The sequence below is a fragment of the Bradyrhizobium monzae genome, assembly GCF_021458635.1.
Classification (GTDB): domain Bacteria; phylum Pseudomonadota; class Alphaproteobacteria; order Rhizobiales; family Xanthobacteraceae; genus Bradyrhizobium.
Genome location: NZ_JAIRDQ010000001.1, coordinates 1,537,744 through 1,564,718, shown reverse-complemented (window position 1 = coordinate 1,564,718; position 26,975 = coordinate 1,537,744). Strand labels below are relative to the sequence as shown.

The window sequence follows — 26,975 nt, the reverse complement described above, 5'->3', positions numbered from 1 at the left end:
TTTCACCATGGAGGAGGTCAAGCACGAGCTCGTCATTATCCGTCGACGGAGCGCTTTCGAAGACGAGAAGCCGCACGGTGGCGTTTGGAAGATCGCCTATGCGGACTTCATGACCGCGATGATGGCGTTCTTCCTGGTGATGTGGCTGCTCAATGCGCTCAACCAGGACCAGAAGCAGGTGGTTGCGAGCTACTTCAACCCGATCAAGCTCGCGGAGAACGCACCCGCGCCGAAGGGACTGAAGGATCTCACCAAGAAGGAGCCGACGACGTTCGAGGGGCAGGATGGCAAGCGCCAGCCGTCCGGGCCGAACGAGGAGCGCCGCGGCGACTCGCCGACGGCCGAGAAGCCGCCCTTCTACGAAGAGAAGGTTCTGTTTCGCGATCCCTACGCAACGCTCGCCGAAATCGCGGCGAGCTCGAACCAGGCCTCGGGCCAGCGGCGCGCCGGTGCGCTGACGTCGGCCGAAGAGGATGGCCTCAAGGGCGGTGATGCCTATCGCGATCCGTTCGATCCCGGCTATTGGAAGCTCGCGCCGGAGGCCTCGAAGGAAGCCGACCGGATCATGGAGGGTGAGCCGAAGCCGAACGCTTCCGCGCGCGACAATCCGGCGGGTACAAATCAGGGCGAGCCGCGCCGCGGCCGGACCGATGACGCCGGCGGCAGCGTGGCCCCCGACGCGCAGGCGTCGTCCGCGAGCCAGTCGCCGTTGTTGCCGCCGGGACCGGCGCAATCATCGTCTGCGCGCGATGGCGGCGTGCAGCCGAATACGCAGGCCAACCTTCAGGCCAACGCCGCGCAGCCGGCACGTCCGACCGACGCTCCGAAGGAATCCGAGCCGCGTGACGCGGCCCAGACCCAACAGCCGACCGCCAAGCAGCTTCAGTCTGCGATCGCCGAAGCCCTGTCGGATGTCAAGGCCGGTGCCGGGCCGGTGGCCGAGGTCCGGCAGGTCGAGGACGGTCTGCTGATCAGCCTGACCGACGATGCTAGCTTCGGCATGTTCGCGGTCGGCTCGGCCGAGCCGCGACCCGAGCTCGTTCGCGTCATCGATAAGATCGGCCCGCTGATCGCGAAGCGTCGCGGCATGATCATCGTCCGCGGTCATACCGACAATCGGCCCTACAAGTCGGACAACTACGACAATTGGCGGCTGTCGACGGCGCGCGCGCAGATGGCTTACTACATGCTGGTTCGCTCCGGCATCGATGCGCAGCGGATCGAGCATGTCGAAGGCTATGCCGACCGCCGGCCAAAGCTTCAGAACGATCCGGCCGCCGCGCAAAACCGGCGTATCGAGATCCTGATCCGGGAGAAGCGCCCTTGACCAGGCCGCTGCTCCGCGCCGTGATGCTGATGGTGCTGTCGCTCGTAGCGACACACGCACCTGCTGAACCCGCAGCCCTGTCCGGGGAGCCGTTTGAACTCGTCCGCGCGTTGCAGGCGGTGCAGGACGGCATCGCCAATGGCGACACCGCGGCGCATGCCAGCCACATCGCGCTGATCCGGCAGATCGGCGAAAAATTTCTCGCCGCTGACGCCAGCGTATGGAGCAATCCGCAGAACGGCCAGGCGGTCGTGATCTATCTGCTCAGCGGCGGCGCCCCGCAGATCGTCCGCAAGCTGCCGCGCGACAAGATCAATGTGGATTCGCGGCTGTTCGACGGCGCGCTCGCTTATGTCGAAGGCCGGCAGGACGAGGCCAGAGACCTGCTCAAGGAGGTCAAGCCGCGCACGATCTCGACCGGCATGGGTGGGCAGGTGGCGCTGGTCCAGGGCGCGCTGTTCGCACGTTCCGAGGCATCGCTTGCAATCGAGCGTCTCGACGACGCGCGCCTGCTGCTGCCGGGCACGCTGGTCGAAGAGGCGGCGCTGCGGCGCGAGATCCTGCTGGTCGGGCAGGCGGAGGATTTCGACAAGTTCGAGTTCCTGACGCTGGCCTATATCCGCCACTACCGCAATTCGGTCTATGCCGGCGATTTCTGGCAGCGTTTCTCCACGGGCCTGACGCAATCGAGTCTTGCGTTGGATGATCGCCGCTTTGCGCGGGTCGCGGCGCTGTTGGAACAGGTCGACCGCGCCAGCCGCCTCAAGCTCTATCTGGTGATCGCGCGCGGCGCGCTGGTTCGCGGCAAGCTCACCGTGACCCGGCTCGCAGGCGAGCGGGCACTCGCGCTCAGCGCCGATGCCACGCCCGATCGCGAGCGCGCCCATTTCTACCGCGGCGTCTCCCGCGCACTCACTGACGAATATGACGGTGGCTTTGCCGAGCTGAAGGCGCTCGACCGGGCGAAATTGGCGGAGCGCGACGTCCTTCTTCTCAACGCAACCCTCCAGCTCGCGCTCGATGTCCGTAAGCCGATTGCAGGCCCGACTGCGGCCGTGTCGGCCGACAAGCCGCCGCCCACACCGGCGCGGATCGATCTGGCGTCGTCGAACGCAATGCTCGCGCGGGCGCAGACGCAGCTCGGCGAACTGGAGCTTCTCACCAAGGATCGCCGTCCATGACCAAGCTCAGTGGAACTTCCGGACAGCTTTTCGCGGGCCTCGCCGAGAGTCTGACGCGGGGGGTGTCCCGTTCAGCCAAGGGCACGGCAACGACCGGTGCGAAAACGGCAGACGATTCATCGTTTCACGATTTGCTCCACACCGTCTCGAACATGGCCAAGCGGGCGCTGAACGATCAGGGCGGCGACACGTCTGCAAAACCTGCTCCGGTCCGCCCGCACCTGCCTCAGCTTACCGAGCCCGATACGTCGAAGGACGAGCCGGTGCACGAGCGCACCGAGGAGCCCAAATCGTCGACCAAGAAAGACCCGGCCGATCAGACGGCGAAGGCCGATGTCTCGAGCAGATTGAGCGTTCCGACGATCGTGGGACAGGAACTCGCCGCCGCGCAGGCCGTGACGATGCAGACGTCGCAACCGTCAAACGACAAGAAGGACACCTCGACTGGCGACGAACGCTCCTCCGCAGCGAAGCGCGACGTTCAGGGCATCGCTGACGCAAAGGCGGCGGCAGATGTCGCGCGATCCGCCGCAGCCTCATCGACCGCCGCGCCCTCGACTGTCGCGCGATCCACGGCCGATTCCTCCGGGCCACGCCCGCAGAAGGCCGAGGCGAGCCTGCAGGCGATGCCGGAGGAAAGTGACGCTCGACCGAAAGCCATGCCCGGCGCCACATCCGGGTTCGAAGCCGTCACGGCGAATGTCGAACGCGCCGCAAAGTCCGCAGGCCGCGACGCCTTGCCGGAAACGACCAAGGTCACGGTGGTTCAGCAGGAGACGCATCTGCCTCCCGTTGCGCAGTTCAGCGCGAGCCAGCAGGTCGCGAACGCAGTGGTGTCGGATCTGAAGAACTCGCCCGCGCCGACTGCATCCGCCGCGGCCGATCTCGCAGGCGCGCAGAGCAATGCACCGGATCAGCCGGTCAAGATCCTCACCGTCAATCTCGAGCCACCGGATCTCGGCAATGTCACCGTGCGCCTTCGTCTCGTCGGCACCGAGGTGTCGGTTCAACTTGCCGCCCAGCGCAAGGACACCAGCACGATGCTGGATCAGCAGCGCGACCAGATTCGCGACCTGATGCAGTCGGCGGGCTACGTGGCCGACGTCGCGCCCGTGCAGCATGGCTCGCTCGATGGATTCCAGGCCGGATCCGGCCAGTCGCAGCCCCAGTTCCCAGGCCAGCAACAGCAATCGTCCCAGTCGCAAGGCGCGTTCGGCGGCGCGGGCACGTCGTCCGGTCAATCGGACGGCGGAGCCAGGCAAGCCCGGCAGGATCAGCAGCCCAACCAGGAGGCACGTCATGACCAGGACGTGGCGCCGCATACTCGTCGCGGCCCTGTTTATCTGTAGCTCCGGCGCCGCCGAGGCGGCGCAGACCGACACTACGCGCCCCTGCGAGCGCGAGATGGCGCGCGCCTCGCAACAACACGGGATTCCGCTCGGTATTCTCTATGCCGTCGGCCTCACCGAGACCGGCCGGCGCGGCGCGCTCTATCCCTACGCGCTCGGTGCGGAAGGGCAGACCGTGTTCGCCAAGGACATGAATGAAGCGATGGCGAATTTCGACGCGATGCGAGCTAGGGGCATCAAGCTGATTGATCTCGGCTGCATGCAAATCAACCACTATTTTCACGGCGACAAGTTCACGTCGGTGCGTGCGATGTTCGATCCGGCAAAGAACGTCGACTACGCCGCGCGCTTTCTCAAAGAGCTGAAGCAACGCGAAGGAAGCTGGACCATGGCGGTCGCCCGCTACAATGCCGGCCCCAACAATCAACCGGCGCAGAAGCGCTACGTCTGCCACATCGTCGCTCATCTCGTCTCCAGCGGCTTCGGCGCGTGGACCGACAAGGCGCGCTCGTTATGCCAACCCAAAACAACATGAATCAACGACGTGAAATGACGATGCGTCGCATGAAGTTGTGCATCGCCACCGACCATCAGCCCCGCGCAAGCAAGACCCCCCATTGTAACGACAATCTGTCAAAGGAGCCCAATCTATGAGCCTGTATGGTGTTATGCGCACCGGCGTTTCCGGTATGAACGCGCAGTCCAACAAGCTGTCGACGGTCTCGGACAACATCGCGAACGTCAACACGGTCGGCTACAAGCGGGCTTCGACCGAGTTCTCCTCGCTGATCCTGAAGAGCGGCTCGGGCAATTACGATTCCGGCGCGGTCGAGACGACGGTCCGTTACGCCATTACCGATCCCGGCAACCTCCAGTTCACGACTTCGACGACGGACCTCGCGGTCCAGGGCAACGGCTTCTTCGTCGTGCAGGATACCAACGGCAACAACTTCCTGACGCGTGCCGGCTCCTTCGTGCCCGATAACTCGGGCAACCTCGTCAACACGGCCGGCTTCCAGTTGATGGGCTACAACATCCAGAATGGTGCTGCGCCCAACGTCGCCGCCAACGGCTTCGGCGGCCTTCAGGTCATCAACGTCAATCAGATGGCGCTGCAGGCCTCGCCATCGACCAAGGCGACGGTGGCTGCGAACCTCGATCCGAGCGCGGCGGTTGTCGCCACGCCGGCCGCTGCGGCTGGCCCGGGCAATTACACGTCGAAGACGTCGATGGTGACCTACGACAATATCGGCAATGCCGTGACGCTCGACGTCTATGCGGCAAAAACCGGTGCGAATACGTGGGACGTCGAGGTCTACGATCCGTCCGGAGCCGCGCTGACGACCGGTCCATCTGCCGCGACAACGTTCACCTTCGACGTCACTGCGGCCGGCAAGGGCACGCTGGCTGCAGCGAGCACCAAATCGCTCACGGTCGCCATTCCCGGCGGTTCGGGTACCTTCAACATTGACCTCTCGGCCATGACCCAGGTCGCTTCCAGCTTCGACTTCAAGGCGACCGTCGACGGCAATGCGCCGTCCGCCGTCGAAAAGGTCAACATCGACGACAAGGGCGTGGTCACCGCGGTGCTCAAGAACGGCACCGAGCTGCCGAGCTTCCAGATCGCGCTCGCCACCGTGCCGAGCCCGGACCATCTGACGCCCGAGGTCGGCAACGTCTATTCGCCGAACCTGGACTCCGGAAACGTGCAGGTCGGCCTGGCCGGCCAGGGCGGTCTCGGAACCATCCAGTCGGGTGCGTTGGAAGACTCCAACGTCGATCTCGCGGACGAATTGACCTCGATGATCGAGGCGCAGCGCGGCTTCACCGCGAACTCGAAATCGTTCCAGACCGGCGCCGATCTGCTCGACGTCGTCGTGAACCTGAAGCGCTGAATTCTTCAGCGCTCTTCCCGGGCAAGAGAACGTTCAAGAGCACGCCATGTCCCTTACGTCAGCCCTCGACTCCGCCCGCAATTCGCTCATGGCGTCGGGCGTCCAGTCGTCGACCGTCTCGCGCAACATCGCGGGCGCCAGTTCGACCGGCTATTCGCGCAAGATCACGGTGCTGGACAATCTTCCCGGCGCAGGCGTCTACGTGGCGGCGATTCAGCGCGCGGCCAGTTCGGGTCTGTACAGCAACGTCCTGACCGCGACCTCCGCGGCCGCCACGCAGAGCGCAATCTATGACGGTCTCCAGAAGATCGCGGCTGCCACGGTGGACGATCCGGAGCTCGACCAGTCGCCGACGGCGCAGCTCAATGCGCTGAAGCAGGCGCTTCAGCAATATGCCAACGCCCCGGACAATACCACGCTGGCCCAGGCCGCCGTCACGTCCGCCAAGGACATGGCGACCGCGCTCAACCAGGCAACCCAGACCGTGCAGTCGGTCCGCGAGGGCGCGGATGCCGACATGAACATTTCGGTCCAGAACATCAACCAGCTGCTCTCCCAGTTCCAGACCGTCAATACGGCGATCGTGAAGGGGACGATCGCCGGCGACGACGTGACCGACTACCTCGACCAGCGCGACAGCATCGTCTCGAAGCTGTCTCAGGAGGTCGGCGTCACGATGTCGATCCGCACCAACGGCGATGCCGCGCTCTACACCGACAGCGGCGTGGTGCTGTTCGACAAGACGGCGCGGGCGGTGAGCTTCGCCCCGACCACCTCCTATTCGGCGAATATCACGGGGAACGCCGTCTTCATCGACGGCGTGCCTGTGACCGGCGCCAATTCGGTGATGCCGATCAAGTCCGGCAAGCTCGCCGGTCTCGCCCAATTGCGCGACAACGACACGGTCACCTATCAGAGCCAGCTCGACGAAATCGCCCGCGGCCTGGTCAATGCGTTCAAGGAGAGCGACCAGTCGGCCGTCCCGACGCTGCCCGATGTGCCCGGCCTCTTCACCTATCCCGGGGCGCCGGCGATGCCCGCGAGCGCCACCGTCTCGGTGGGCCTCGCCGGCATGATCTCGGTTGCCGCATCGGTCGATCCGGCCCAGGGCGGCAATCCGAATCTGCTGCGCGACGGCGCGATCAGCGGCAACGTCGCCTACCAATATAACACCGCCGGCAGTGGCGGCTATTCGACCCGGCTTCAGCAGCTCATCACCAACATGGATGCGTCGCAGCCGTTCGACGCGACCACGCAAGGCAAGCCGAACGGCAGCCTGATCGACTACGCGTCGTCGTCGACGAGCTGGATCGAGAACCAGCGCAAGACCGCCAACGACAACTCCCAGTACCAGAGCACGCTGCTCGACCGCAGCACGACGGCGCTGTCGAACGTCAACGGCGTCAACATGGACGACGAGATGTCGTTGATGCTTCAGGTCGAGCGTACCTATTCGGCGTCGTCGAAGATCATCTCGACCGTCGACCAGATGTTGCAAGCCTTGCTAGCCGCCGTGGGGACCTAGTCATGATGAGCGCCAACTACATTTCCACCCTGATGTTGTCCTCGTCATTGAGGTATTCGATCACGAACAACCAGGCTGCGCTGAGCAAGGCTTCGACGGAGGCGACCACCGGCCGCTTCGCCGATGTCGGCCTCGAGCTTGGGGCCACGACGGGAGGCGACGTCACCTTGAGGGCCGACATGAGCTTCGCCGACCAGCTCGTCGATACCAACGGGCTCGTCTCGGGACGCCTGGACGTGACCCAGGACCGCATCACTCAGCTCAGCTCGACCGCAACGGACTTCCTCAAGGACCTGATCGCGGCCCGCAGCACCGACGGCGGCGGGCGGATCATTCTGCCGCCTGCGTCCTCCAACCTCCAGGATCTGATCGGCGCGCTGAACATCTCCTATAACGGCTCGTATCTGTTCTCGGGCATCAACACGCAGAACCAGCCGATCACAGCTTACACCGCCGGCTCGGCCAGCAAGAATCAGGTCGACGCCGATTTCGCGGCAGCGCCACCGGCGGGCTTCGGCTTCTCGCAATCCTCGCCCAGCGTAAGCAGCATTACCCCTGCTCAGATGCAGACGTTCCTCAACACCACCTTCGATGCCGAATTTGCAAGCCCGGCCTGGAACACCAACTGGTCCTCGGCCACCGACCAGGTCATGCAAAGCCGCATCTCCACAACCGAGATCGCCGATACTTCCGTCAGCGCCAACCAGACCGGTTTCCGCAAGCTCGCCGAGGCTTATACGATGATGGCCGACCTCGGCAATGCGAACCTGAACCAGTCGACGTTCCAGGTCGTCGTGGACAAGGCCATCGGCCTCGTCGGCAGCGCCATCACCGACCTCGCCGCGCTCGGCGGCAGCGTCGGCACGGTCCAGCAGCGGCTCACCACCGCGACCGACAAGCTCAAGACCCAGAAGGACATTCTGAACAATCAGATCGTCGGCATGGAGCAGGTCGATCCGACGGAAGCATCGGTGCGCGTCAACGCGTTGCAGACCCAGATCCAGACGGCGCTCGCCCTCACCTCGCAGCTCCAGAAGATCAGCCTCATCAACTATCTCTGAGTCCGAGCGGCGGTCGCGTTCGCTGTTAGTTTCTTGCAATTTTCTGCGCAGAGTTGTCCGGATGACTTTTGAAGCCTACGAAACGGTCGTTGAAGACAGCGGCTACGAGGCGCGGGGCCGCGAGCGCCAGGCGCTCAGCCTCGGCATCGACCGGCTGGAGCGGCTCCAGAAGGAACGCTACAGCATGGAGGATCAGGTCCAGAGCCTGCTCTACGTCCGGCGGCTGTGGACCATCTTCATCGAGGATCTCGCGCATCCGGAGAACGGGCTGCCCGAACAGCTGCGTGCCGACATCATCTCGATCGGCCTGTGGGTCGTCAAGGAAGCTGATCGCCTTCGCGAAGAACGATCGAACGATGTGATGCAGCTCGTTGAAATCAACCGCATGATCCGAGACGCGCTTTAATGAAGATTTCCTTGCGGGCGGGCGAACGGGTCTACATCAACGGCGCGGTGCTGCGCGTGGACCGCAAGGTCTCGCTCGAGCTCGTCAACGACGTGATGTTCCTGCTCGAAGGGCAGGTCATGCAGGCCTCCGACGCCACCACGGCGATGCGCCAGCTCTATTTCATCGTCCAGCTCATGTTGATGAACCCGACGGATGTCGGCGCCGCCGCCTCGCTCTACGGGCAGCACCATGCGGCCTTGCGTGCGGTGTGCGAAAACCCTGAGATGCTGGACGGGCTCGCCGCGATCGACGAGATGGTCGGCGGGACCCGCTACTTCGAGGCGCTCAAGCGGATCCGGGCGCTGTTTCCCCTGGAGCAGGCGATCCTCGCCGGCGCCACCACTGAATCCCCATTCAAGGCTGCCTGACAGCGGAGAGGCACATGAACGTCCCCAGCGCGACTGATACCACAAGCACCAATTCGACCAGCTCGACCTCGTCCACAACGAATACCTCGAGCAACACTGTCGACTACAACACGTTCCTGCAGCTCCTCATCGCCGAGATGAAGAACCAGGATCCGACCAATCCGATGGATACCTCGCAATATATGAGCCAGTTCGCCCAGTTGTCGTCGGTCGAGCAGGCGATGCAGACCAATACGAAGCTGGATTCGCTGCTGTCCTCGCAGGCGCTGTCACAGGCGGACGGGCTGATCGGGAAGAACGTCAGCTTCACCGACTCGACCGGAGCGACCTTCACCGGCAAGGTTGCGTCGATCTCCATCAACAGCAACGGCTCCATCGCGACCCTCGACGACGGCACCAAGGTTGCGGTCGGCCCCGGCCTTACGATCAGCTAGCCATGAACGAGCGGGACGCCCTCGACATCGTCCAGGCGGCGATCTGGACCATCCTCGTTGCCTGCGGACCCGCGGTCGGTGCGGGGATGCTTGTCGGCGTCGCTATCGCGCTGATCCAGGCCCTGACCCAGATCCAGGAGGCGACGCTGACCTTCGTTCCGAAGATCGTCGTCATCCTCGTGGTCGTGGCCGTCTCCGGCTCCTTCATCGGGGCGCACATCTCCACTTTTACCGAGATGGTCTATTCGCGGATCGAGCACGGCTTCTGATCCGCGGAGAGCTCCGGCCACCACCCCCGCGTAAGCTTTGCGGGGCAAATTGCAGGCGGACCCTGCTGCCGGTGACCCATGGCCGATACTTTAGCTGCTAGCCTGCCGAACGCGCGACGCTTGGGCGCGGACGCCTTCTTCGCGGGCGGTATCGTGGCCATGCTCACGATCCTGTTCCTGCCGATACCTCCGATCCTGATCGACCTTGGCCTTGCCTTCTCGATCGCGCTGTCGGCCCTGATCCTGATGGTCGCGCTGTGGATCCAGCGGCCGCTCGACTTTTCCGCCTTCCCGACCGTGCTCCTGATCGCGACGATCCTGCGGTTGGCGCTCAACGTTGCGACGACCCGCCTGATCCTGTCGCGCGGCGGGGAGGGCGAACAGGCTGCGGGCCATGTCGTCGCGGGGTTCTCGAAGTTCGTCATGGGCGGCGACTTCGTCATCGGCCTGATCATCTTCGCGATCCTGGTCACGGTCAACTTCGTCGTGATCACCAAGGGTGCGACGCGTATCGCCGAGGTCGGCGCCCGCTTCACCCTGGACGCCATCCCGGGCAAGCAGATGGCGATCGATGCGGACCTGTCGGCGGGCCTGATCGACGACAAGGAAGCCCAGCGTCGGCGCCGCGAGCTCGAAGAGGAAAGCTCCTTCTTCGGCGCGATGGACGGTGCCTCGAAATTCGTCCGCGGCGATGCCATCGCCGGCCTGATCATCACCGCGATCAACATCTTCGGCGGCATCATCATCGGCGTCACCCATCACGGTCTGACGCTGTCGCGCGCTGCCGACGTCTACACCAAGCTCTCCGTCGGCGACGGTCTGGTCACGCAGATGCCGGCACTGATCGTGTCGCTTTCGGCGGGCCTGCTGGTCTCCAAGGGCGGCACCAGGGGATCGGCGGAGCAGGCCGTGCTGCGGCAGCTCGGCGGCTACCCGCGCGCGGTCTCGGCGGCTTCGTTGATGATGTTCGTGCTCGCCTTGATGCCGGGGCTGCCGATGGCGCCATTCGTGCTCCTGGGCGGCGTGATGGCCTTCGTCGGCTACTCGCTGCCGAAGCGGCAGGCGGCCGCGCAGCAGAAGGAGGCGGCGCGCAAGGCGGAGGAGCGTGCGCAGAGCGATGCCAAGGAATCCGTCAAGGAGTCGCTCAAGACCGCCGAGATCGAGCTGTCGCTCGGCAGCCATCTGTCGGTCCATCTGCTCGGCTCGCGCAACGAGCTTGCCCACCGCGTCAGCAAGATCCGCAAGAAGTTCGCCAAGCAGTACGGCTTCGTCATTCCCGAGATCAAGCTGTCGGACAATCTGTCGATCGACCCCAAGGGATACCAGATCCGAATCCACGATACCCGCGTCGCCCATGGCGAGCTCAGGATCGGCGAGGTGTTGGTGCTGGTGGACAAGGACGGCAAGCCCGACGTACCCGGCGACGAGGTGATCGAGCCCGCGTTCGGCATGAAGGCGCTGTGGGTGACCGAAGCCTTTACCGATGAGGTCAGGCGGCAGGGCTGCAAGCCGGTCGACAATCTGTCGGTGCTGCTCACGCATCTGAGCGAGGTGCTCAGGGCGAACCTCTCCCAGCTGCTGTCCTACAAGGACATGCGCGGACTGCTTGACCGGCTCGAGCCGGAGTACAAGCGCCTAGTCGACGATCTCTGTCCGTCGCAGATCTCCTATTCGGGCCTGCTCGCGATCCTGAAGATCCTGCTGGGTGAGAGGGTGTCGATCCGGAATCTTCATCTGATCCTCGAGGCGATCGCGGAGATCGCGCCTCATGTGCGGCGGTCCGAGCAGGTGGCCGAGCATGTGCGCATGCGCCTGGCTCAGCAGATCTGCGGCGATCTCTCCGACAATGGCGTGCTCAACGTCCTTCGCCTCGGCAACCGCTGGGATCTCGCCTTCCACCAGAGCCTGAAGCGCGACGGCAAGGGCGACGTCGTCGAGTTCGACGCCGACCCCCGCCTGATCGAACAGTTTGCGACCGAGGCCAGTGCCGCGATCCGGAAATTCACCGAGGACGGCACCAGCGTAGTGCTGGCGGTGACCCCGGAAGCCCGCCCCTATGTCCGCATGATCCTGGAGCGGGTGTTCCCGACATTGCCGATCCTGTCGCATGTCGAGGTCGCTCGGAGCGCGGAGATCCGGGCGCTCGGAGCCATCTCGTGATCAGCGGCCTTGCCGACAACGTGCTCGCGACCTTCATCGTGTTCTGCCGTATCGGCTCCTGCCTGATGCTGGTGCCCGGCTATTCCAGCACGAATGTTCCGCCCCAGATCCGCCTGTTCGTCGCGCTCGTCACGACGTTTGCGCTGTCGCCGATCCTGGTCTCGATGCTGAAGCCGCTGGTGGACGATGCGTCGCCGCTGACGCTCGCACTGCTGATCGGCACCGAAATATTGGTCGGCAGCGTCATCGGCCTCGGCGGGCGCGTGTTCTTCCTCGCGCTCCAGACCATGTCCACCGTCATGGCGAGCTCGATCGGGCTCAGCAACATCCCGGGCGTGCCGCTCGGCGACAACGATCCGACGCCGGCCTCGGTGCCGCTGATCATGGCCGCAGTCACCACGCTGTTCTTCCTCACCGACCAGCATTGGCAAGTCGTGCGCGGGTTGATGAACTCCTACGACGTCTGGCATCCCGGTGAGCGACTGAGCGGCGAGATGGCGCTGAATCAGCTCACGAGCCGCCTCACGGACGCGTTCGTGCTGACGCTGCGGATCACCAGCCCCTTCATCGTCTATTCCGTCATCGTCAATTTTTCGGTCGGGCTCATCAACAAGCTGGCGCCGTCGATTGCGGTCTATTTCGTCTCGGTGCCGTTCGTCCTGGTCGGCGGTCTGCTGCTGCTCTATCTCACCAGCGACGAAATGCTGACGCAATTCATGCTCGGCATGTCGTCATGGCTAGGCGGATGACGGGCCATGACCTCGCGCGCGGACAAGCTCGGTCGGATCGTCTCGCTGGTGAAGCTTCAGCTCCGTCTGTCCGAATGGCAGCTCGCGCAATTGCGGCAGCAGGAGCAGACCATGCAGGATGAGCAGGCGTGGCTGGTCGGAACTCTGAACGAGGGGAAACCGCCGGCCGGATCGTCGAGCGATTCCCTTGCGAGGCGCCTCAACAGGACGACCGTCGGCGCGCGCGCCGTGCAGGAGCGTGCCGCGATGCAGCTCGACAAGGTTCGCTCGGAGAACCGGCGCGTCAAACAGCTCCAGGAGGTCGCCAAGGTGGCGCTGGCCGAAAAGCTGCGGGACGCCGAGAAGCGATCGCTCGCGGAAATCACGGAGACACATGCCGCCGTGCGCGATTTGACGTCGCGGCCAACCAGCCGGAATAAGACATGATCGTGACGCCGACATCCGACCTCGTCCTCGACGTCCTCGACGCCGCCGATCCGGTGACGCAGCGCGCCGCGACCGCGAAGCTCGACGCGCTGAAATCGTCGGGCGCCGATTTCGCCGCGACGATGGACTCCGAGGCCACCAGGGCGGCCGCGGCCGATCAATCCACCGCAAAGGTGGCGGAGGCGCAGTCGGGGGTGGTGAACGGGCCGCCGGTGCAGGTGATCAAGAAGCCCGGCCCGGACGAGGTTTATCGCAAGTTCGAAGCCTTCATTCTCCAGACCTTCGTCGAGACGATGTTGCCGAAGGAGTCGGAGGAGGTGTTCGGCAAGGGCACTGCAGGCGGCGTCTGGAAATCGATGCTGGCCGAGCAGCTCGGCGCCCAGCTTGCGAAGGGCAAAGGGATCGGAATTGCCAAGCAGCTCGCGTCCGCGCATCCGCCTGGTCCGGATGTGACGGGCAAGTCGGGCTGATGGATCTGGAACATGGGTGACGAAAGTTGAAGGGTGAATTTGCTATGCAGGTAGAACAGGGCGCGACACTTCCGGTGATGGAGCAACCGTTCGTTGAACGGCAGGTCTTGGACTCTCAGGTCTTGGGCTCCCAAGTCTTGGGCTCCCAAGTCCTGGGCTCCCAAGTCCTGGGCTCCCAAGTCCTGGGCTCCCAAGTCCTGGGCTCCCAAGTCCTGGGCTCCCAAGTCCTGGACTCCGAGGTGATGACGGGGGCCGCGCCGGGCGATGCTCTGTTACCCGTGCTGCTGCCGAATGCCGGCAGCGACATGCCGTTCGACGACGCTGAAGCGGCAAGATTGGAGGCGACGCGGGCCGAGGAGGTCAGTGGCCTGCTGTCGGCGATTCGCCGGCTCGAGAATATCGTCGAGGAAGAAACCGCCGCGCTCGCGACCGGACAGAAGGTCGATTTCGACGATTTCAGCATGCGCAAGAGCCGGAGCATGCTGGAATTCGTCCGCCTGATGCGGGCGAGGATGCATCTCGGCGGCGAAACCGAGATTACCGAGGAGATTCACCGGCTGCGCGAGAAGCTCGAGCGAAACCGCTCTCTCCTCGAAATGCATTACGACGCCGTGCGTGAGGTCGCGGCCATCATCGTCAGGGCGATCAAGGATGCCGAGTCGGATGGTACCTACACCGGTCGCGCAGCGCGGGACGGAAAATGATCAAACTGGTGCTGGCCGGGCTCTGGGTATGCATCCTCACCGCGGGCACGAGCTACGGCGTGGCCTATTGGAAGGAAAACGGCACCCTGCTGCCGGCGAAGGACGAATATCTCGACGGGCTGCAATACCAGAAGACCCGGGCGCTGAGCATACCCATGGTCGAGAGCGGTGCCGTGCAGGGTTACATCGTCGCGCGCTTCGTCTACACGGTCGAGGCGCGAACCATGCACCAGCTCACCGTTCCGCCCGAGCCGTTCGTCGTCGACGAGGCCTTCCGCAGGATCTACGCTGACGAGAAGCTCGATTTCAGGAAGCTCGCCCGCTACGACCTCTCCGTCCTCACCGCCGCGATCAAGCAGCGCGTCAACGAGCGGATGCAGGCCGACGTCGTCCAGGACGTGCTGGTCGAGGACTTCAACTACGTCTCCAAGGAAGAATTCCAGCAGAAGCCGTAGCGCGCCGGGCCGCGTGGCTGTGCCGGCGTAACGAGGTTTCTGCCGCTGAAAACAAGCCGGCCTCTGCGGATGTCCCCGCAGAGGCCGTTTTTCGTGCGTGAGCCTTGGTTCAGGCGCGTCAGTTGCCGGCCGGGTACGCCGCCGGGGCGGCATGCGCCCGGTTCAGGAGGATGCCGACCTCGTCGAGCTCCTGCATCGGCACGTCGATGGCCTCGTTGGCAGGGATGTCGAGCCGGTATCCGACGTAACGCCGTGCCACGATTGCGTCGAAACCGAGTCGGTCACGCAGCTTCTTGCGCAGCTTGCTGACGTGGCTTTCGATCACGCTCTCATCGAACGTGGATTCGAAGATGCCATAGACCGCGTTGAAGATCTGCGTCTTGGTGATCCACTTGCCGTGATTGCTGACCATATACTCGAGAATGCGCAGCTCGCGGCGGGGCAGGGTGAGGGCGTGGCCCGCGATCTCGGGGTCACGTCCGTTGAAGAAGACCTGGATCCTTGTCTCGCAGGGCCTCGGCAATTCGCCCACCCGGCGGCGCGCGATCGCGGCCGTTCGGGCGAGGATCTCACGCAGGTGAATCGGCACGTGAACCACGTCGTCCACGCCGGATTCAAACAGCTCCAGCGTGTTCTTGAGCATCTTCTGGCCGCTCATGGCGATAATCGGAGCCGTGGACCGCTTGCGCATCGCCCGTGGCAGGCTGCCGCGGGCATCGCAGTCCCCCAGAAGGAAGGCATCGACCGCTGCCAGGTCCGATTCGTTCGCGGATTGCAGCCAGTCCCAGAATTCTCCGGAGGAGAATCCGATCGACGATACGCCCTCGCGAACGAGCCCTCCTACATAGCTGTTCGTGACGCTCTCGCGATCATCAACGATTATGTACATTAGTCAGTCGCCCCTGTTTCGCACTTGCAGCGGCCGGGAGTTGTCGTGATGCCCCGGCTCGACGCCATGCTGTTTGACGATATTTCCCTCCCGCGAACCGTTGTTATGGTTTCGATGTTCGCGGGCAGCCCTACGCATTCAGTGCCTGCGTGAGCAGGCCTGTTACTTCGACTCGATACTGAACGCTTACTGCGTGAAGCCCGGCGGGTGTCCTACGGATCACCCCGCGGAGCGGTGAGACAGCGACTTAGAACAGTTGCGCTACTTTGCTGTGCGTCCGAACGCTACTGAACTCAGTCGATCTCCTCGCCAACTGGCGAGAATCACTTGACTAGGACCGTAACAATTGCCGATTCCCGATCAAGGGTGCGAAACAAAGCGTTTGCTACGCGTGTTTGATGCTGTTGATTTGTTTCCGGTTGTTTCTTTGTATATCCAGTCACATCAGTTGATTTGGAAATCAAACTACTTTTGCACATTGACGGTTATAAAGTTCCATACACCCATAGAAACACAGCTATTTTGGGTGGTGCTGCAGCATCGTCGCAGGGAGGGGTTTTCAACCCGGGATTGACTCTCCTGGCCGCGCACCCGCCTGCGACAATTCGACTCATGTATGGCGACGAGACTCCAGCTTGGCGAAATCTTGGCGACTGTGTGTCTTTCGAGTCGCACTTTCGCCTCGTGCATGACGCGTTGGACTCATTCGATGTCGCATTGTTCGTGACGAACAAATTTTTTGATGCGCACGTTTCAGGCAAGCTTCGCCAACTAGCTTCGTTCAACAGATCGAAAACGAACGGAGCATTTTCAAATGTTGTCCGATGGAAAAGCGCGTCCCGCTGAAACTGCGGATTTAACCGCAGCGGCGAAGCCGGCTCCGGAAGCGCGCGATACGAAGACCAATAATGCGCCGCGCGCGGCCAAGCCCGCGACAGCTGCGAAGCCCGTGTCTGCAGCGAGCGACGAAGTTGCGGCCAAGGCAGCGCTCGAGGGGTTGAAGCGCATTCGCGCCAAAGCGCGCCTCGACAAGATGGCGATACCAAAGCCTGCGCCGGTGGTGATCAAGCCGGCGGTGATCGTGGCCAAACCGCCGCCACCGCGTCCGACATGGGTCGCGCCGCTCGCGACATTGGCGGTTGCCGCCATCCTGGTGGTCTGCGCCTGCACGGGCGTCATTGCCTATCTCACCACGCAACCGGGCCAGACCAATGCCACGGCCAATGCGGAGATCAGGAATCTGCGCGATACGGTCGCGCTGCTGCGCAGGCAATTGTCCGGCGTGTCCGAGAATCTCGACGGCCTGCGAGCCGCTGTCGATCAGTCGAGCAAGGCGACCAGCGATCGTTTCGGCCGGTTCGCCGAGAATCTGGATCGCATCGAGCGTGTCAGCTCGTCCTCGACCGCGAAGCTCGACAGGCTCGCCCAGGCCCAGGTCCCGCCGAGTCCGGTTGCGGCGCAGCCCTCGTCGGCGATGCCGATGATGGCCTCGGTCGCGGCACCCGAGACCACGGGCTCGGTGTCTCCGGCCGAACGCAGCTCGGCCCCGCGAAAGGCGGTCAAGGGCTGGTCGGTCCGCCAGGCTTATGAAGGCATTGCGATCCTGCAGGGTCCGAGCGGTGTCGTCGAGGCCGTGCTCGGCCAGCAGGTCCCGAATCTGGGTCGCATCGAGGAGATCAGGAACGAGAACGGCCGTCTGGTGGTGGAAACCAGCGGCGGCGGCGTCGTCTACTCGGCGCGCAAATGAGCGGCGGACCGCTCTATTGGCGGTGATGCTCGAAGCTGGTGCATAGCAGGTCGACCTCGGCTTCGGCGATCGGCGCGCGAAACAGCCGGCAGGTGAATTCGACCGTCGCCTTGTTCTCGGAAGAGGTGCGATCCTCCCGCAGGAAGATGCATCGCTTGCAGACGTCGGTGTGGTGCCGCTGCTCGGCGGCATCAGCCTGATCGAGCACGTGTCGCAAGGTGTCGCGAAAGCGGATCTTGCTGTCGTCATCAAGGACGGCGATGGCTTCGACGAGGCCATTGACGGGATCGCGCGCCAGGAACTTCTTGCCTTGCTGGGTCACGCTCAGCATCACCGAGCGCTTGTCCTTGGCGGAGCGTTTCCGTTCCACATAGCCGAGACGCTCGAGCTCGCCGATGATGAACGAGGCGGTGCCGCGCGTAGTGCCGACGTAGCTTGCCAGCGCCGAAGGCGTCCTCGAGAACCAGTTGGCACGGGAGAGAAAGCGCAGCGCCATCCACTCGCGATCGCGCATGCCGTGCTTGGTGCCTTCGAACCACAGGATCCGCGCCACCTGTCCCAATAATTCAATTGCTTCGCGGGCCAAATTCATATCGATGCCAGATCGGATAAAGCTTTACTCAATTGAGCCGGTGGTAGCGCAATCGTTGCTGTCGAGCCTCGCTCGAAGCGGAAACAAATGCCGCGCTTGGAAGACGCTCTCCGTTCTGGAGATGGAACATTCGCGAGTGGAACTAGAGCGTCACGAAGAAAGTTCGAGTAAATCTGACGGCTCAACTGATCTGAAAATTTCAGTCAAATGACGTGGGCTCGCGCTCAAATATCGGACCGTGTCCTGTGCCTGGGCAACATGATGTGTCGTCGCGGCCACGATCGAGCCTAATGTTGCAGCGAAACGCTTCGAATTGCGCGAAACCGCACACCCCCTGCAACGCGTGATGGCGCCGCGGGCAGCGGGAGAACCCCTCTTTTCGGTTAATGGATGTTGCGACGCAATGCGGTCACGCGGTTAAATCGGGCACACAATCACCGGGGAATTCGAGAGTGTCGCTGGGAAGCAAGCCGTTCGACGTCAAACGCGCAGCACTGGCCGCCACCGTTGGCAACATGCTCGAGTTCTACGACTTCATTACCTATAGCTTCTTCGCGATCCAGATCGGCCACACTTTCTTCCCGACCGGAAGCGAGTACGGCAGTCTGATGTTGTCGCTTGCGACGTTCGGCGCCGGCTTCGTGACGCGGCCGATCGGTGGCGTCGTGCTCGGCATCTATTCCGACCGGATTGGTCGGCGGCCGGCCATGCTGCTGAGCTTCGCGCTGATGGGGGCGGCGATCCTGACCATCACGTTCACGCCGTCCTACACTACGATCGGCATCGCAGCGCCGATCATCGTGATCGCGGCCCGTATGGTGCAAGGCTTTGCGCTCGGCGGCGAGGTCGGGCCGACCACTGCCTATCTGATCGAGATCGCCCCCATCGAGCATCGGGCGCTGGTGGTGGCGTGGCAGCCGGCGAGCCAGGAGATCGCTGCAACGGCAGGCGCCCTCGTCGGCGTCATCCTCAGCAAGACCATGGCGCCGGAGATGCTGGACGCCTATGGCTGGCGGGTGGCGTTTCTGATCGGCGCGGTCTGCCTGCCATTCGGCGTCTGGATGCGCAAAACCCTGCCGGAGACGATCCCGCAGGCCGAAGCCGGTAGCGCCGCGAAAGAAAGCACGGGCCATTTCTCGCAGGCCCGCCGCCACACCGGCCTGATCGCGCTGGCGCTGATGGTTCTGGCCAGCGGCACGATCTCGACCTATGTCACGCAATACATGACGACCTATGCGCAGAACACGCTGCATGTCTCGTCGACACTCGCCTTTGCCGTGTCGCTCGTCAGCAACGCCATTCAGTTTGCTGGTGCGCTGGTCGGCGGCTGGCTCGCGGATCGTCTGGGCCGCAAGCCCGTCATGATCTGGCCGCAGCTCGCAACGCTGCTGCTGACCTATCCGGTCTTTCTGTGGATCGTCCATGCGCCCGGCGCGCTGTCGCTGCTGGTCGGCTTCGGTCTGCTTTCCGTCATCGGTTCGCTGCCCTTCACCGCGTTCTATGCGACCTTCACCGAGGCGCTGCCCCAGAACATCCGCGGCGGCGTGTTCGCCACCGTCTACGCCGTCGCGATCGCGAGCTTCGGCGGCACGGCGCAGCTCGTGGTCACCTGGCTGCTTCATGTCACCGGCGATCCGCTGGCGCCGGCCTGGTACCTGCTGCTTGCGGCGATCGTCGGACTTGTCGCGATGAGCCTGATGCCGGAGACTGCGCCGGTAAAGCAGCGCGAGCGCCGGATCTGAAAGGTCCGGCGCTCGCAGGCTGGTGATTTGCGTTTCGCCGGCAATTATTGGCGAATGCGTCGCCTGAAGGATCAGGGCAAGACACTAGGGCAAGACACTAGGGCAAGACACTAGGGCAGGCATCAGGAAGGATCGCCGATGAGCATTGAAACCACCATTACGTCCGACGTCGTAGGGCTGATCAAGCCGCCCCCGGTGTCGCGCCGCGGATTCATGAGCGCCACCGCGGCCGTTGCTGCCGGCTACACGCTCGCGGCAGGTCCCGTCCGCGCCGAGGTGATCACGACCGACACCAGCGGCCTCCAGGCTGGCGATGCCAAGATCAAGGTCGGTTCCGAAGAGATGCCGGCCTATTTTGCAAGGCCCGCCGGCAACACCAAGGCGCCGGTGATCATCGTCGCGATGGAGATTTTCGGCCTGCACGAATACATCAAGGATGTGACGCGGCGCCTCGCCAAGCTCGGCGCCTTTGCCGTCGCGCCCGACTATTACTTCCGCAAGGGCACGGACCTCACCAAGATCACCGACATCAAGGACCTCCTGCCGATCGTCAACGCCAAGCCGGACGCCGAGCTGCTGTCCGATCTCGACGCGACGGCGACCTGGGCGGGATCGCAAGGCGGCGACACCGCGAAGCTCGGCATCATCGGCTTCTGCCGCGGTGGCCGCACGGTCTGGGAATATGCCGCCCATAGCGGCACGCTCAAGGCCGGCGTCGCGTTCTACGGTCCGCCGGTCGATCCGCCCAACCCGCTGTGGCCGAAGAGCCCGTTGCAGCTCGCGCCCGAGATGAAGGCGCCGGTGCTTGGCCTCTATGGCGGCGCCGATACCGGCATTCCCGTGGCGCAGGTCGAGCAGCTCAAGGCGGCGCTCGAGCAGAACAAGAAGACGGCCGACTTCAAGATCTATCCGGAAGCGCCGCACGGCTTCCATGCCGACTACCGCGGCAGCTACCGCAAGGACGCCGCGGAGGATGCCTGGAAGCAGGCGCAGGCCTGGTTCAAGAAATACGGTGTTCTGAGCTGACACCAGACTCCAAAGGGCGGCCGATCGGCCGCCCTTTCTACTTCAGCGCGGGCCGGTCTCACTTCGTCATCGCGCCATAGACGATGTCCTGGACCTGCTCGCGATAGTATTTGCGCAGCTCGCCGGGTGCCGCCGTTCCCACCACCACGACAAGTCTCTCTTTGGGATCGCAGAAAAACTGGGTCCCGTAGGCGCCATTCCAGGTGAATTCGCCGGGATTGCCGGGAACCGATGACAGCCCTTCGCTGGTGCGGACCGCGACTGCGAGGCCAAAGCCGAAGCCGGCGCGATGCGGCTCGACATTCGCCACGTTGTTCTTGATCTCAGGACCGAGGTGGTTACTCGTCATGTGGTGCACGGTCTTGGGCGAGAGGATGCGCTGGCCGTCGAGCTCGCCGCCGTTGAGCAACATCTGGCCGAAGCGGATGTAGTCGCCGACCGTCGCAAACGAGCAGGCGCCGCCGCAATCGAACTTGGTCGGGGTGTCCAGCAGCTTGATGGCTTGCGGCTTCCCCGTGATTGGATCGTCGGCAAAGGGACGAGCGAGGCGGGGGCGCTGTGCGTCGGTGGGATGGAAGGTCGCGTCCTTCATGCCGAGCGGCTGCCAGACATTGGCAGCGAGATAGTCGCCGAGATGCTGCTCGCTGACTTTCTCGACCACCGCGCCAAGCACGTCGATCGAGAAGCCGTATTCGAATTCAGTCGAGGGCTGATGCACCAGCGGCAGCTTTGTGATGCGTTCGATGAAGGCCTGCGTGTCGCCCTCGATCGCGGGTGCCGTGCCTTCAGGATATTGCCGCGCGAGCATGCTGGACGAGTCCGGGCGACCGCCATACATCAGGCCGGACGTGTGCCGATACAGGTCGTGAATGAAGATCGGCGAGGCCTGCGGTTCGAGCTTCAACGAACCGTCGGGCTGCTGAACGCCGACCTTCATGTCGGCAAAGGCGGGATAGTAATCGGACAGTTTGGCCTGCAGCGGCAGCTTGCCTTGCTCCATCAGCGTCAGGCCGGCGACCGCGGCCATCGGTTTGGTCATCGAGGCCAGCGCGAACATCGCGTCGATCGGCATCGGCGTGCCCTTGGTAGGATCGAGCATGCCATAGGCCTTGTAGTGCACGAGCTTGCCGTCCCGTGCGACAGCGACGACCGCGCCCGGCACGCGCTTGGTGGCGATCTCGCGGGCGAAGAAATCGTCGAGCCGTGCAAGGCCCTGCTTCGAGAAGCCGACATCGTCGGGATTGGCCTCGGGCAGCGGCGCGGCACGCGCGGCTCCGAACGTGATGACGGCAGCCGCCGCGATCATGGCGATCGTCTTGTTCATAATATCCTCCCAGGCCGCGAGCTCGTTATGCGGTGGCTCGCTACACGCCTAGATCACGACCACGTAAATGCGAAGTCAAGCGCGGGCACGGCATGTCTGGGACGCGCCAGGAACCCCTATCGTCCGTCGCCCGCACGCCACAGCGCATCGAGGCCATGGCGATAGGTCGGATAGGTAAGCCGGACGCCGAGCCCGTGCTTCAGCCGCGCGTTGGAGACGCGGGTGCTGCTGGCATAGAAGCTGCGTGCCATCGCCGACATCTCGGCGGTCGCGAACGCTTCTTCGTCCGGCGGCGCAATGCCCATCAGGTGCGCGGCGTAGGCGATCACGTCCTGCGGCGGCGCGGGCTCGTCGTCGCAGACGTTCCAGATGCCGCCGCTGTTGTGGTGGATCGCGGCCATGATCGCGCTGGCGATATCGTCGACATGAATGCGGTTGAAGACCTGGCCGGGCTTGACGATGCGCCGCGCCGCGCCGCTGCGCAGCGTCGCCAGCGCGTTGCGGCCGGGACCGTAGATGCCGGCAAGCCGCAAGATCGCGACGTCGCCTTGTGCCGTGTCCGCCCAGGCCTGCTCCGCCGCGACCCGCATCCGCGCGCGGTCGAGGGCGGACTGCGGCGGCGTGCTCTCGTCCACCCATCCGCCGGCATGGTCGCCGTACACGCCAATGGTGGAGAGATAGACGATCTTGCGACGGTCCGCCGCGAGCAAATCGCCGAGCGCCGCTGGTGCGGGATCGCCGGTGCTGCCCGGCGGGATCGATATGAGGAGGACGTCGGCATCGCTGATACGCTCGATCGCCGCGTCAGCCGGACGGCTGCCGGAAAAGCCATGCAGCTCGATCCCCGCGAGGTCGCCCCGCGCCGCGGGATCGCGGACCGTGCCGGCGACATGCGAGAAGCTGCCGCCGAATTTGCCGACGAAATGCCGGGCGCTGTAGCCGAGGCCGAGGATGAAGAGCCGCATGCGTCTCCCGTGAGTTCCGGTTCGCGCCTGAGCGCACCTCCGCTCATAAGAGATTTTTGGGTCCAACAAAAGATATTGCGATTTTACTCGCCCGCCGCCTCGGGTGATGGTCTTCACAGGGAGGCATCGACCATGCAGGCGGAATCAGGCGCGGCGAGGCTGGTCCGGAACGCGGCCGCGCTGATCTTCGACGTCGACGGGACCTTGGCCGAGACCGAGGAGCTGCATCGGCGGGCCTTCAACCACGCCTTTACCCGTCACGGTCTCGACTGGCATTGGGACCGCGCCGCCTACAAGGACCTGCTGCGCGTGACCGGCGGCAAGGAACGCATCCGCGCCTTCCACACCAGGCAGTGGACCGCGCCGCCCCTGTCGGATGCGGATATCGCCGCGCTTCACGGTATCAAGACCGCCCACTATGCCGAACTGGTCGAGACCGGCTGTTGCCCCTTGCGGCCCGGCGTGGCGGATCTGCTCACTGCTGCCAGGGCGCGCGGCCAGCGGCTCGCGATTGCGACCACGACCTCGCACGGCAATATCGATGCGCTGCTGTCGCGGGCGGTGGGGGCGGGCTGGACTGCTGATTTCGACGCGATCGTTGCCGGTGACGACGTCAGGCACAAGAAGCCCGCGCCGGACGTCTATCTCGAGGTCCTGGCGCGATTGAAGCTGGCGCCATCCAACTGCGTCGCGATCGAGGATTCCACCAACGGGCTGATTGCGGCCGCGCGGGCCGACATTCCCGTGCTCGTCACGCGCAGTCTTTTTTTCCGGGATGATGATTTCAGTGCGGCCCGGTTCGTGCTGGACGATCTGTCGAAACTCGCCGCCGAACCAAAAACTGCAGAACAACCCCATGCACAGTAGAGCGCTGTCGCCGTCAGTGCACCCGGTGACTTGCTCTATCGTCCTCAGACTGCTCGACAATCTGAGCGATTGGGCTCGACTGGTGGTGCACCAGAAGCCAGCCGTCGCCGACGCGCCGAAAATGGTTGGCCGCGGCGAGCGCGGTGCCGTCGACGATCTCGATGCAGAGCACGCGCGCAGCGTCGCCGTCGACGATCGCCTGCGGCTCGGCGCAGACGATCTGCGGCCGCTCCGGATTTTGCAGGATATCGCGCCAGCTTCCGATCACGGTGGCATGGCCGACAATCGCGGGCCAGCCGGGATGAATGCAGGAAATGGCGTCGTCATCCGCCCACATCCGCTTCATCTCGTCAAAATCGCCTGTCGAAAAGGCGGCGTAAAAAGCCGCGTTCGCGGCGATGACCTTGCTGTCCTTTGCCATGCCTCTCGGGTGGGCCAATGGCACGCAAAAATCAAGCGCGACTTCAGTCCGACTTTGAACGCAGTGCAGCATTGCTGCCCACCTCGTGATCACGCCGAAACGAGCGTCTCCACCGCGCGCCGCGCACCTTCCTTGTAGATACGGCCGAGCGCCGCGGTCACGGCCTCGCGCAGGCGCTGCTCGGCGCCGAGCGGCCCGAACACTTTTGTGACGCCGAGCAATGCGGGCGCCAGCCGTTCCGCGACCGGACCGGCCTCGCGCGCCAGGCCCGCGAGCTCGGCGGCGAGGGGATCGCGCACGTCGATGGCGCGGCCCTGCTCGTCGCGCGCGGTGACGTAGCGCATCCAGCCGGCGACCGCGAGTGCGTGCGTCGCGATCGGCAGATTCCTGATGAGGCGATCCTGCATCGCACCGAGCAGGCGTTGCGGCAGCTTTTGCGAGCCGTCCATCGCGATCTGCCAGGTGCGGTGATGTAGCGCCGGATTGGCAAAACGCTTGAGCAGTGAGGCGCGATAGGCGGTGAGATCGGTGCCCGCAGGCATCGTCAGCGTCACCGCGGCCTCTTCCATCACCTGCGCGGCGAGGCGCGCGAAATGCGGATCCTGCATGGTGTCGGCGATGGTCTCGTAGCCGGCGAGATAGCCGAGATAGGCGAGCGCCGAATGGCTGGCGTTGAGCAGCCGCAGCTTCATCAGCTCGAACGGCTTGACGTCGGCGACGAGCTCGACGCCCGCGGCAGCGAGATCGGGCCTGCCCGCGGCAAATTGATCCTCGACCACCCATTGCGTGAAGGGCTCGGTCATCACCGGCCAGGCGTCACGCATCCCGAGCGCCGCGGCGACCGCATCATGGTCGGCATCCGTCGTTTCCGGCACGATGCGATCGACCATGGTCGAGGGGAAGGCAACGCTATCCGCGATCCATTTGCCGAGGTCCGTCGAGCGAAGTGCCGCGAACTGCGTCACGATCCGCTGCACGGTGTGGCCATTGGCGGCGAGGTTGTCGCAGCACAGTACGGTGAACGGCGAAAGTCCCTGCGCTCGTCGCCGCGCCAGCGCGGCCACGATGAAGCCGGGCGCCGAACGCGGGGCGTCAAAATCATTGAGATCGTGCACGACATCAGGATGCCGCTCGTCGAGATCGCCGGTCTGTGGCGTGTGGCAATAGCCCTTCTCGGTGACTGTGAGCGAGACGATGCGAATGGCGGGATCGGCCATTCGCTCGACGAGCGCTGCCGGCTTTTCGCGCGCGACGAGGCTGTCGAGCAGCGCGCCGATGACGCGATGCTCGGTACCCTCGGCGGCGCGCACGGCGACCGTGTAGAGATGATCCTGCGGGGCGAGGGCATCGCGCGTATCCGGACTGCGCAGGCTCGCGCCGACGATGCCCCAGGCATTGGCGCCTGCGGCAAGACAATCGTCGATCACGACAGCCTGATGGGCGCGATGAAACGCGCCGAGGCCGAGATGCAGGATGCCGGGTGTCACGCGCGAGCGGTCATAGGCCGGGCGGCGGATGCGAGGTGCCAGCCGATCGAGATTGGCGCAGCCAAGCCGCATGGTCGTCTCTCCCTGTGTTTGGCCGCTGCTTGACATGGCGGCCGTCCTCGGTCAATGCTCCGGTCAATTGGTAAGGCCAATTATCCAAAATTGGCGGGCCGCCGGGGGTGAAGCTTTCCGGCGCGGCCCTTTCGGGGAGGCCAGCGTGCCGCTGGAAGCTGTGGAGGCGAGACGGCTCTATCGCCAAATCGCCGATCAATTGCGAAGCCTGATCGACAGCGGCGAGTACGCGGTCGGCAGCCGCTTGCCGACCGAGCGCGAGCTCGCCGATCAGCTCAGGGTGTCGCGGCCGACGGTGCGCGAAGCCCTGATCGCGCTCGAAGTGGAAGGACGCGTTCGCATTCGCGTCGGCTCCGGCATCTATGTGATCGACCCTTCGGATGCTACGCCAGCGCCGTCCGCCGTCATCGAGGGGCCATTCGAGCTGTTGCGCGCCCGCGAATTCCTCGAAAGCGCCATCGCCGAGCAGGCCGCGCGGGTGGCGACCAGGGACGATATCGCTCGCATCGATGCCGCCCTGGTCGCGATGGAGAACGTCGCGCACCCCGGCGAAGCCTCGATGGTCCATGACCGCGCCTTCCATATCGCGATCGCCGGATGCCTCGGCAACGCCGTGCTGGTGCGCGTGGTCGGCGAACTGTTCGACCAGCGCCTCAATCCCTATTTCGCGCAGCTTGCGCACTATTTCGAGAATCCCGGCACGTGGCGCACCGCGCTTAGCGAGCACCGGGCCGTGCGCAATGCCATTGCAGCGCGCCAGCCTGCAGCGGCCCGCGACGCGATGCGCGATCACCTCGCGCATTCGCAGGAGCGCTTTGCGCAGAATTTTGGCGCTGAAAACGCCACGGGATCACCGGCGATGCGGAAGCCAAGCGCGCGGTCCGGCGCAGCTCCGGCCAAGCCAAAACGGCCGTCGAAGAAGCAGGCCAAAAGCGGCAGCGCGCGGCGGCGATGAGATTGGGCGGATCGCCTCGTTTTGGGGCGAGTGAACAAGAAGCAGATTTAAGTCAGTGGAGGATCCA

Annotated in this window: 28 protein-coding genes; 22 read left to right on the top strand and 6 right to left on the bottom strand. The window is 64.2% G+C overall.

All coding sequences use genetic code 11. The features are described from left to right. The first annotated feature begins 7 nt into the window (after positions 1-7). From K3F49_RS07575 to K3F49_RS07495, 17 genes are all read left to right on the top strand, one after another. Complete coding sequence (locus tag K3F49_RS07575; protein WP_234680254.1) at positions 8-1,327, top strand: MotB family protein; 1,320 nt, start codon at positions 8-10, stop codon at positions 1,325-1,327. Beyond that, positions 1,324-2,508: a chemotaxis protein gene (locus K3F49_RS07570; protein ID WP_234680253.1), complete on the top strand. Its 1,185-nt coding sequence runs from the start codon at positions 1,324-1,326 to the stop codon at positions 2,506-2,508. Before K3F49_RS07575 ends, K3F49_RS07570 begins: the two co-directional genes overlap by 4 nt. Continuing rightward, positions 2,505-3,857 (top strand): flagellar hook-length control protein FliK, encoded by a 1,353-nt coding sequence (gene fliK, locus K3F49_RS07565; protein ID WP_234680252.1) that lies wholly within the window; start codon positions 2,505-2,507, stop codon positions 3,855-3,857. The genes K3F49_RS07570 and fliK overlap by 4 nt, the downstream gene beginning before the upstream one ends. Then, positions 3,808-4,392, top strand: coding sequence for a transglycosylase SLT domain-containing protein (locus K3F49_RS07560; RefSeq protein WP_234680251.1), 585 nt, complete (start codon positions 3,808-3,810; stop codon positions 4,390-4,392). Before fliK ends, K3F49_RS07560 begins: the two co-directional genes overlap by 50 nt. Positions 4,393-4,507: 115 nt before the next feature. Next, positions 4,508-5,752 (top strand): flagellar hook protein FlgE, encoded by a 1,245-nt coding sequence (locus K3F49_RS07555; RefSeq protein ID WP_234680250.1) that lies wholly within the window; start codon positions 4,508-4,510, stop codon positions 5,750-5,752. Positions 5,753-5,798: 46 nt separating this feature from the next. Then, positions 5,799-7,277, top strand: a complete 1,479-nt coding sequence (gene flgK / locus K3F49_RS07550; protein WP_234680249.1) for a flagellar hook-associated protein FlgK — start codon at positions 5,799-5,801, stop codon at positions 7,275-7,277. Positions 7,278-7,279: 2 nt separating this feature from the next. Further along, a complete protein-coding gene (locus K3F49_RS07545; RefSeq protein WP_234680248.1) occupies positions 7,280-8,338 on the top strand; it encodes a flagellar hook-associated family protein in 1,059 nt (352 codons plus the stop codon). Between the two features lie 61 nt (positions 8,339-8,399). Beyond that, positions 8,400-8,744, top strand: coding sequence for a flagellar biosynthesis regulator FlaF (gene flaF, locus K3F49_RS07540; protein WP_234680247.1), 345 nt, complete (start codon positions 8,400-8,402; stop codon positions 8,742-8,744). Then, a complete protein-coding gene (gene flbT / locus K3F49_RS07535) occupies positions 8,744-9,154 on the top strand; it encodes a flagellar biosynthesis repressor FlbT (protein WP_234680246.1) in 411 nt (136 codons plus the stop codon). The genes flaF and flbT overlap by 1 nt, the downstream gene beginning before the upstream one ends. Positions 9,155-9,168: 14 nt before the next feature. Continuing rightward, positions 9,169-9,588, top strand: a complete 420-nt coding sequence (flgD, locus tag K3F49_RS07530) for a flagellar hook assembly protein FlgD (protein ID WP_234680245.1) — start codon at positions 9,169-9,171, stop codon at positions 9,586-9,588. Between the two features lie 2 nt (positions 9,589-9,590). Next, complete coding sequence (gene fliQ / locus K3F49_RS07525) at positions 9,591-9,857, top strand: flagellar biosynthesis protein FliQ (RefSeq protein WP_234680244.1); 267 nt, start codon at positions 9,591-9,593, stop codon at positions 9,855-9,857. 78 nt (positions 9,858-9,935) lie between these two features. Then, complete coding sequence (gene flhA / locus K3F49_RS07520; RefSeq protein WP_234680243.1) at positions 9,936-12,017, top strand: flagellar biosynthesis protein FlhA; 2,082 nt, start codon at positions 9,936-9,938, stop codon at positions 12,015-12,017. After that, positions 12,014-12,766, top strand: coding sequence for a flagellar biosynthesis protein FliR (fliR, locus tag K3F49_RS07515; RefSeq protein ID WP_234680242.1), 753 nt, complete (start codon positions 12,014-12,016; stop codon positions 12,764-12,766). The genes flhA and fliR overlap by 4 nt, the downstream gene beginning before the upstream one ends. A gap of 6 nt (positions 12,767-12,772) precedes the next feature. Beyond that, positions 12,773-13,192: a hypothetical protein gene (locus K3F49_RS07510; RefSeq protein WP_234680241.1), complete on the top strand. Its 420-nt coding sequence runs from the start codon at positions 12,773-12,775 to the stop codon at positions 13,190-13,192. Continuing rightward, positions 13,189-13,662 carry a rod-binding protein gene (locus K3F49_RS07505; protein ID WP_234680240.1) on the top strand — a complete coding sequence of 158 codons (474 nt, stop codon included), beginning with the start codon at positions 13,189-13,191 and terminating at the stop codon, positions 13,660-13,662. Before K3F49_RS07510 ends, K3F49_RS07505 begins: the two co-directional genes overlap by 4 nt. A 242-nt stretch (positions 13,663-13,904) precedes the next feature. Then, on the top strand, positions 13,905-14,366 hold the full coding sequence (locus K3F49_RS07500) for a flagellar biosynthesis protein FlgN (protein WP_346657306.1): 462 nt from the start codon (positions 13,905-13,907) through the stop codon (positions 14,364-14,366). Next, positions 14,363-14,821 (top strand): hypothetical protein, encoded by a 459-nt coding sequence (locus K3F49_RS07495; RefSeq protein WP_234680238.1) that lies wholly within the window; start codon positions 14,363-14,365, stop codon positions 14,819-14,821. The genes K3F49_RS07500 and K3F49_RS07495 overlap by 4 nt, the downstream gene beginning before the upstream one ends. A 118-nt stretch (positions 14,822-14,939) precedes the next feature. Here K3F49_RS07495 and K3F49_RS07490 read toward each other — a convergent pair whose 3' ends face one another. Continuing rightward, the gene (locus tag K3F49_RS07490; protein WP_234680237.1) at positions 14,940-15,710 is read right to left on the bottom strand and encodes a response regulator transcription factor; all 771 of its coding nucleotides are present in this window, start codon (positions 15,708-15,710) and stop codon (positions 14,940-14,942) included. 814 nt (positions 15,711-16,524) lie between these two features. Here K3F49_RS07490 and K3F49_RS07485 point away from each other — a divergent pair. Continuing rightward, positions 16,525-17,457: a hypothetical protein gene (locus K3F49_RS07485; protein ID WP_234680236.1), complete on the top strand. Its 933-nt coding sequence runs from the start codon at positions 16,525-16,527 to the stop codon at positions 17,455-17,457. 13 nt (positions 17,458-17,470) lie between these two features. Here K3F49_RS07485 and K3F49_RS07480 read toward each other — a convergent pair whose 3' ends face one another. Next, positions 17,471-18,049 carry a MarR family winged helix-turn-helix transcriptional regulator gene (locus K3F49_RS07480; RefSeq protein ID WP_234680235.1) on the bottom strand — a complete coding sequence of 193 codons (579 nt, stop codon included), beginning with the start codon at positions 18,047-18,049 and terminating at the stop codon, positions 17,471-17,473. Between the two features lie 515 nt (positions 18,050-18,564). Here K3F49_RS07480 and K3F49_RS07475 point away from each other — a divergent pair. Continuing rightward, positions 18,565-19,791 carry an MFS transporter gene (locus K3F49_RS07475; RefSeq protein WP_234680591.1) on the top strand — a complete coding sequence of 409 codons (1,227 nt, stop codon included), beginning with the start codon at positions 18,565-18,567 and terminating at the stop codon, positions 19,789-19,791. A 138-nt stretch (positions 19,792-19,929) separates the two neighbouring features. Continuing rightward, the gene (locus K3F49_RS07470) at positions 19,930-20,817 is read left to right on the top strand and encodes a dienelactone hydrolase family protein (RefSeq protein WP_234680234.1); all 888 of its coding nucleotides are present in this window, start codon (positions 19,930-19,932) and stop codon (positions 20,815-20,817) included. Between the two features lie 58 nt (positions 20,818-20,875). Here the strand turns inward: K3F49_RS07470 and K3F49_RS07465 are convergent, their stop codons facing one another. Further along, positions 20,876-22,141, bottom strand: coding sequence for a serine hydrolase domain-containing protein (locus tag K3F49_RS07465; RefSeq protein WP_234680233.1), 1,266 nt, complete (start codon positions 22,139-22,141; stop codon positions 20,876-20,878). 116 nt (positions 22,142-22,257) lie between these two features. After that, positions 22,258-23,106: an SDR family oxidoreductase gene (locus K3F49_RS07460; protein WP_234680232.1), complete on the bottom strand. Its 849-nt coding sequence runs from the start codon at positions 23,104-23,106 to the stop codon at positions 22,258-22,260. 132 nt (positions 23,107-23,238) lie between these two features. Here K3F49_RS07460 and K3F49_RS07455 point away from each other — a divergent pair, with 132 nt between their 5' ends. Then, positions 23,239-23,973: an HAD family hydrolase gene (locus K3F49_RS07455; protein ID WP_234680231.1), complete on the top strand. Its 735-nt coding sequence runs from the start codon at positions 23,239-23,241 to the stop codon at positions 23,971-23,973. A 13-nt stretch (positions 23,974-23,986) separates the two neighbouring features. On the opposite strand, the gene K3F49_RS07450 is transcribed toward K3F49_RS07455, so the two are convergent. After that, positions 23,987-24,394: a nuclear transport factor 2 family protein gene (locus K3F49_RS07450; RefSeq protein ID WP_234680230.1), complete on the bottom strand. Its 408-nt coding sequence runs from the start codon at positions 24,392-24,394 to the stop codon at positions 23,987-23,989. Positions 24,395-24,483: 89 nt separating this feature from the next. Continuing rightward, positions 24,484-25,953 carry a mannitol dehydrogenase family protein gene (locus K3F49_RS07445; RefSeq protein ID WP_234680229.1) on the bottom strand — a complete coding sequence of 490 codons (1,470 nt, stop codon included), beginning with the start codon at positions 25,951-25,953 and terminating at the stop codon, positions 24,484-24,486. A gap of 145 nt (positions 25,954-26,098) precedes the next feature. On the opposite strand from K3F49_RS07445, the gene K3F49_RS07440 reads away from it, so the two are divergent. Next, entirely contained in the window at positions 26,099-26,908 is an 810-nt protein-coding gene (locus tag K3F49_RS07440) for a FadR/GntR family transcriptional regulator (protein WP_234680228.1), read from the top strand. Positions 26,909-26,975 lie beyond the last annotated feature (67 nt).

Excerpts from the sequence above, each read along its gene's own strand:
- flaF (WP_234680247.1), top strand. The coding sequence starts at position 8,400 with ATGACTTTTGAAGCCTACGAAACGGTCGTTGAAGACAGCGGCTACGAG.
- K3F49_RS07450 (WP_234680230.1), bottom strand. The coding sequence starts at position 24,394 with ATGGCAAAGGACAGCAAGGTCATCGCCGCGAACGCGGCTTTTTACGCC.
- K3F49_RS07465 (WP_234680233.1), bottom strand. The coding sequence starts at position 22,141 with ATGAACAAGACGATCGCCATGATCGCGGCGGCTGCCGTCATCACGTTC.
- flgD (WP_234680245.1), top strand. The coding sequence starts at position 9,169 with ATGAACGTCCCCAGCGCGACTGATACCACAAGCACCAATTCGACCAGC.
- K3F49_RS07455 (WP_234680231.1), top strand. The coding sequence starts at position 23,239 with ATGCAGGCGGAATCAGGCGCGGCGAGGCTGGTCCGGAACGCGGCCGCG.
- K3F49_RS07555 (WP_234680250.1), top strand. The coding sequence starts at position 4,508 with ATGAGCCTGTATGGTGTTATGCGCACCGGCGTTTCCGGTATGAACGCG.
- K3F49_RS07560 (WP_234680251.1), top strand. The coding sequence starts at position 3,808 with ATGACCAGGACGTGGCGCCGCATACTCGTCGCGGCCCTGTTTATCTGT.
- K3F49_RS07480 (WP_234680235.1), bottom strand. The coding sequence starts at position 18,049 with ATGAATTTGGCCCGCGAAGCAATTGAATTATTGGGACAGGTGGCGCGG.
- K3F49_RS07545 (WP_234680248.1), top strand. The coding sequence starts at position 7,280 with ATGATGAGCGCCAACTACATTTCCACCCTGATGTTGTCCTCGTCATTG.
- K3F49_RS07475 (WP_234680591.1), top strand. The coding sequence starts at position 18,565 with ATGCTCGAGTTCTACGACTTCATTACCTATAGCTTCTTCGCGATCCAG.
- flgK (WP_234680249.1), top strand. The coding sequence starts at position 5,799 with ATGTCCCTTACGTCAGCCCTCGACTCCGCCCGCAATTCGCTCATGGCG.
- K3F49_RS07575 (WP_234680254.1), top strand. The coding sequence starts at position 8 with ATGGAGGAGGTCAAGCACGAGCTCGTCATTATCCGTCGACGGAGCGCT.
- flbT (WP_234680246.1), top strand. The coding sequence starts at position 8,744 with ATGAAGATTTCCTTGCGGGCGGGCGAACGGGTCTACATCAACGGCGCG.
- K3F49_RS07485 (WP_234680236.1), top strand. The coding sequence starts at position 16,525 with ATGTTGTCCGATGGAAAAGCGCGTCCCGCTGAAACTGCGGATTTAACC.
- K3F49_RS07470 (WP_234680234.1), top strand. The coding sequence starts at position 19,930 with ATGAGCATTGAAACCACCATTACGTCCGACGTCGTAGGGCTGATCAAG.
- flhA (WP_234680243.1), top strand. The coding sequence starts at position 9,936 with ATGGCCGATACTTTAGCTGCTAGCCTGCCGAACGCGCGACGCTTGGGC.
- K3F49_RS07510 (WP_234680241.1), top strand. The coding sequence starts at position 12,773 with ATGACCTCGCGCGCGGACAAGCTCGGTCGGATCGTCTCGCTGGTGAAG.
- K3F49_RS07505 (WP_234680240.1), top strand. The coding sequence starts at position 13,189 with ATGATCGTGACGCCGACATCCGACCTCGTCCTCGACGTCCTCGACGCC.
- fliQ (WP_234680244.1), top strand. The coding sequence starts at position 9,591 with ATGAACGAGCGGGACGCCCTCGACATCGTCCAGGCGGCGATCTGGACC.
- K3F49_RS07460 (WP_234680232.1), bottom strand. The coding sequence starts at position 23,106 with ATGCGGCTCTTCATCCTCGGCCTCGGCTACAGCGCCCGGCATTTCGTC.
- K3F49_RS07490 (WP_234680237.1), bottom strand. The coding sequence starts at position 15,710 with ATGTACATAATCGTTGATGATCGCGAGAGCGTCACGAACAGCTATGTA.
- K3F49_RS07495 (WP_234680238.1), top strand. The coding sequence starts at position 14,363 with ATGATCAAACTGGTGCTGGCCGGGCTCTGGGTATGCATCCTCACCGCG.
- K3F49_RS07500 (WP_346657306.1), top strand. The coding sequence starts at position 13,905 with ATGACGGGGGCCGCGCCGGGCGATGCTCTGTTACCCGTGCTGCTGCCG.
- fliK (WP_234680252.1), top strand. The coding sequence starts at position 2,505 with ATGACCAAGCTCAGTGGAACTTCCGGACAGCTTTTCGCGGGCCTCGCC.
- K3F49_RS07445 (WP_234680229.1), bottom strand. The coding sequence starts at position 25,953 with ATGCGGCTTGGCTGCGCCAATCTCGATCGGCTGGCACCTCGCATCCGC.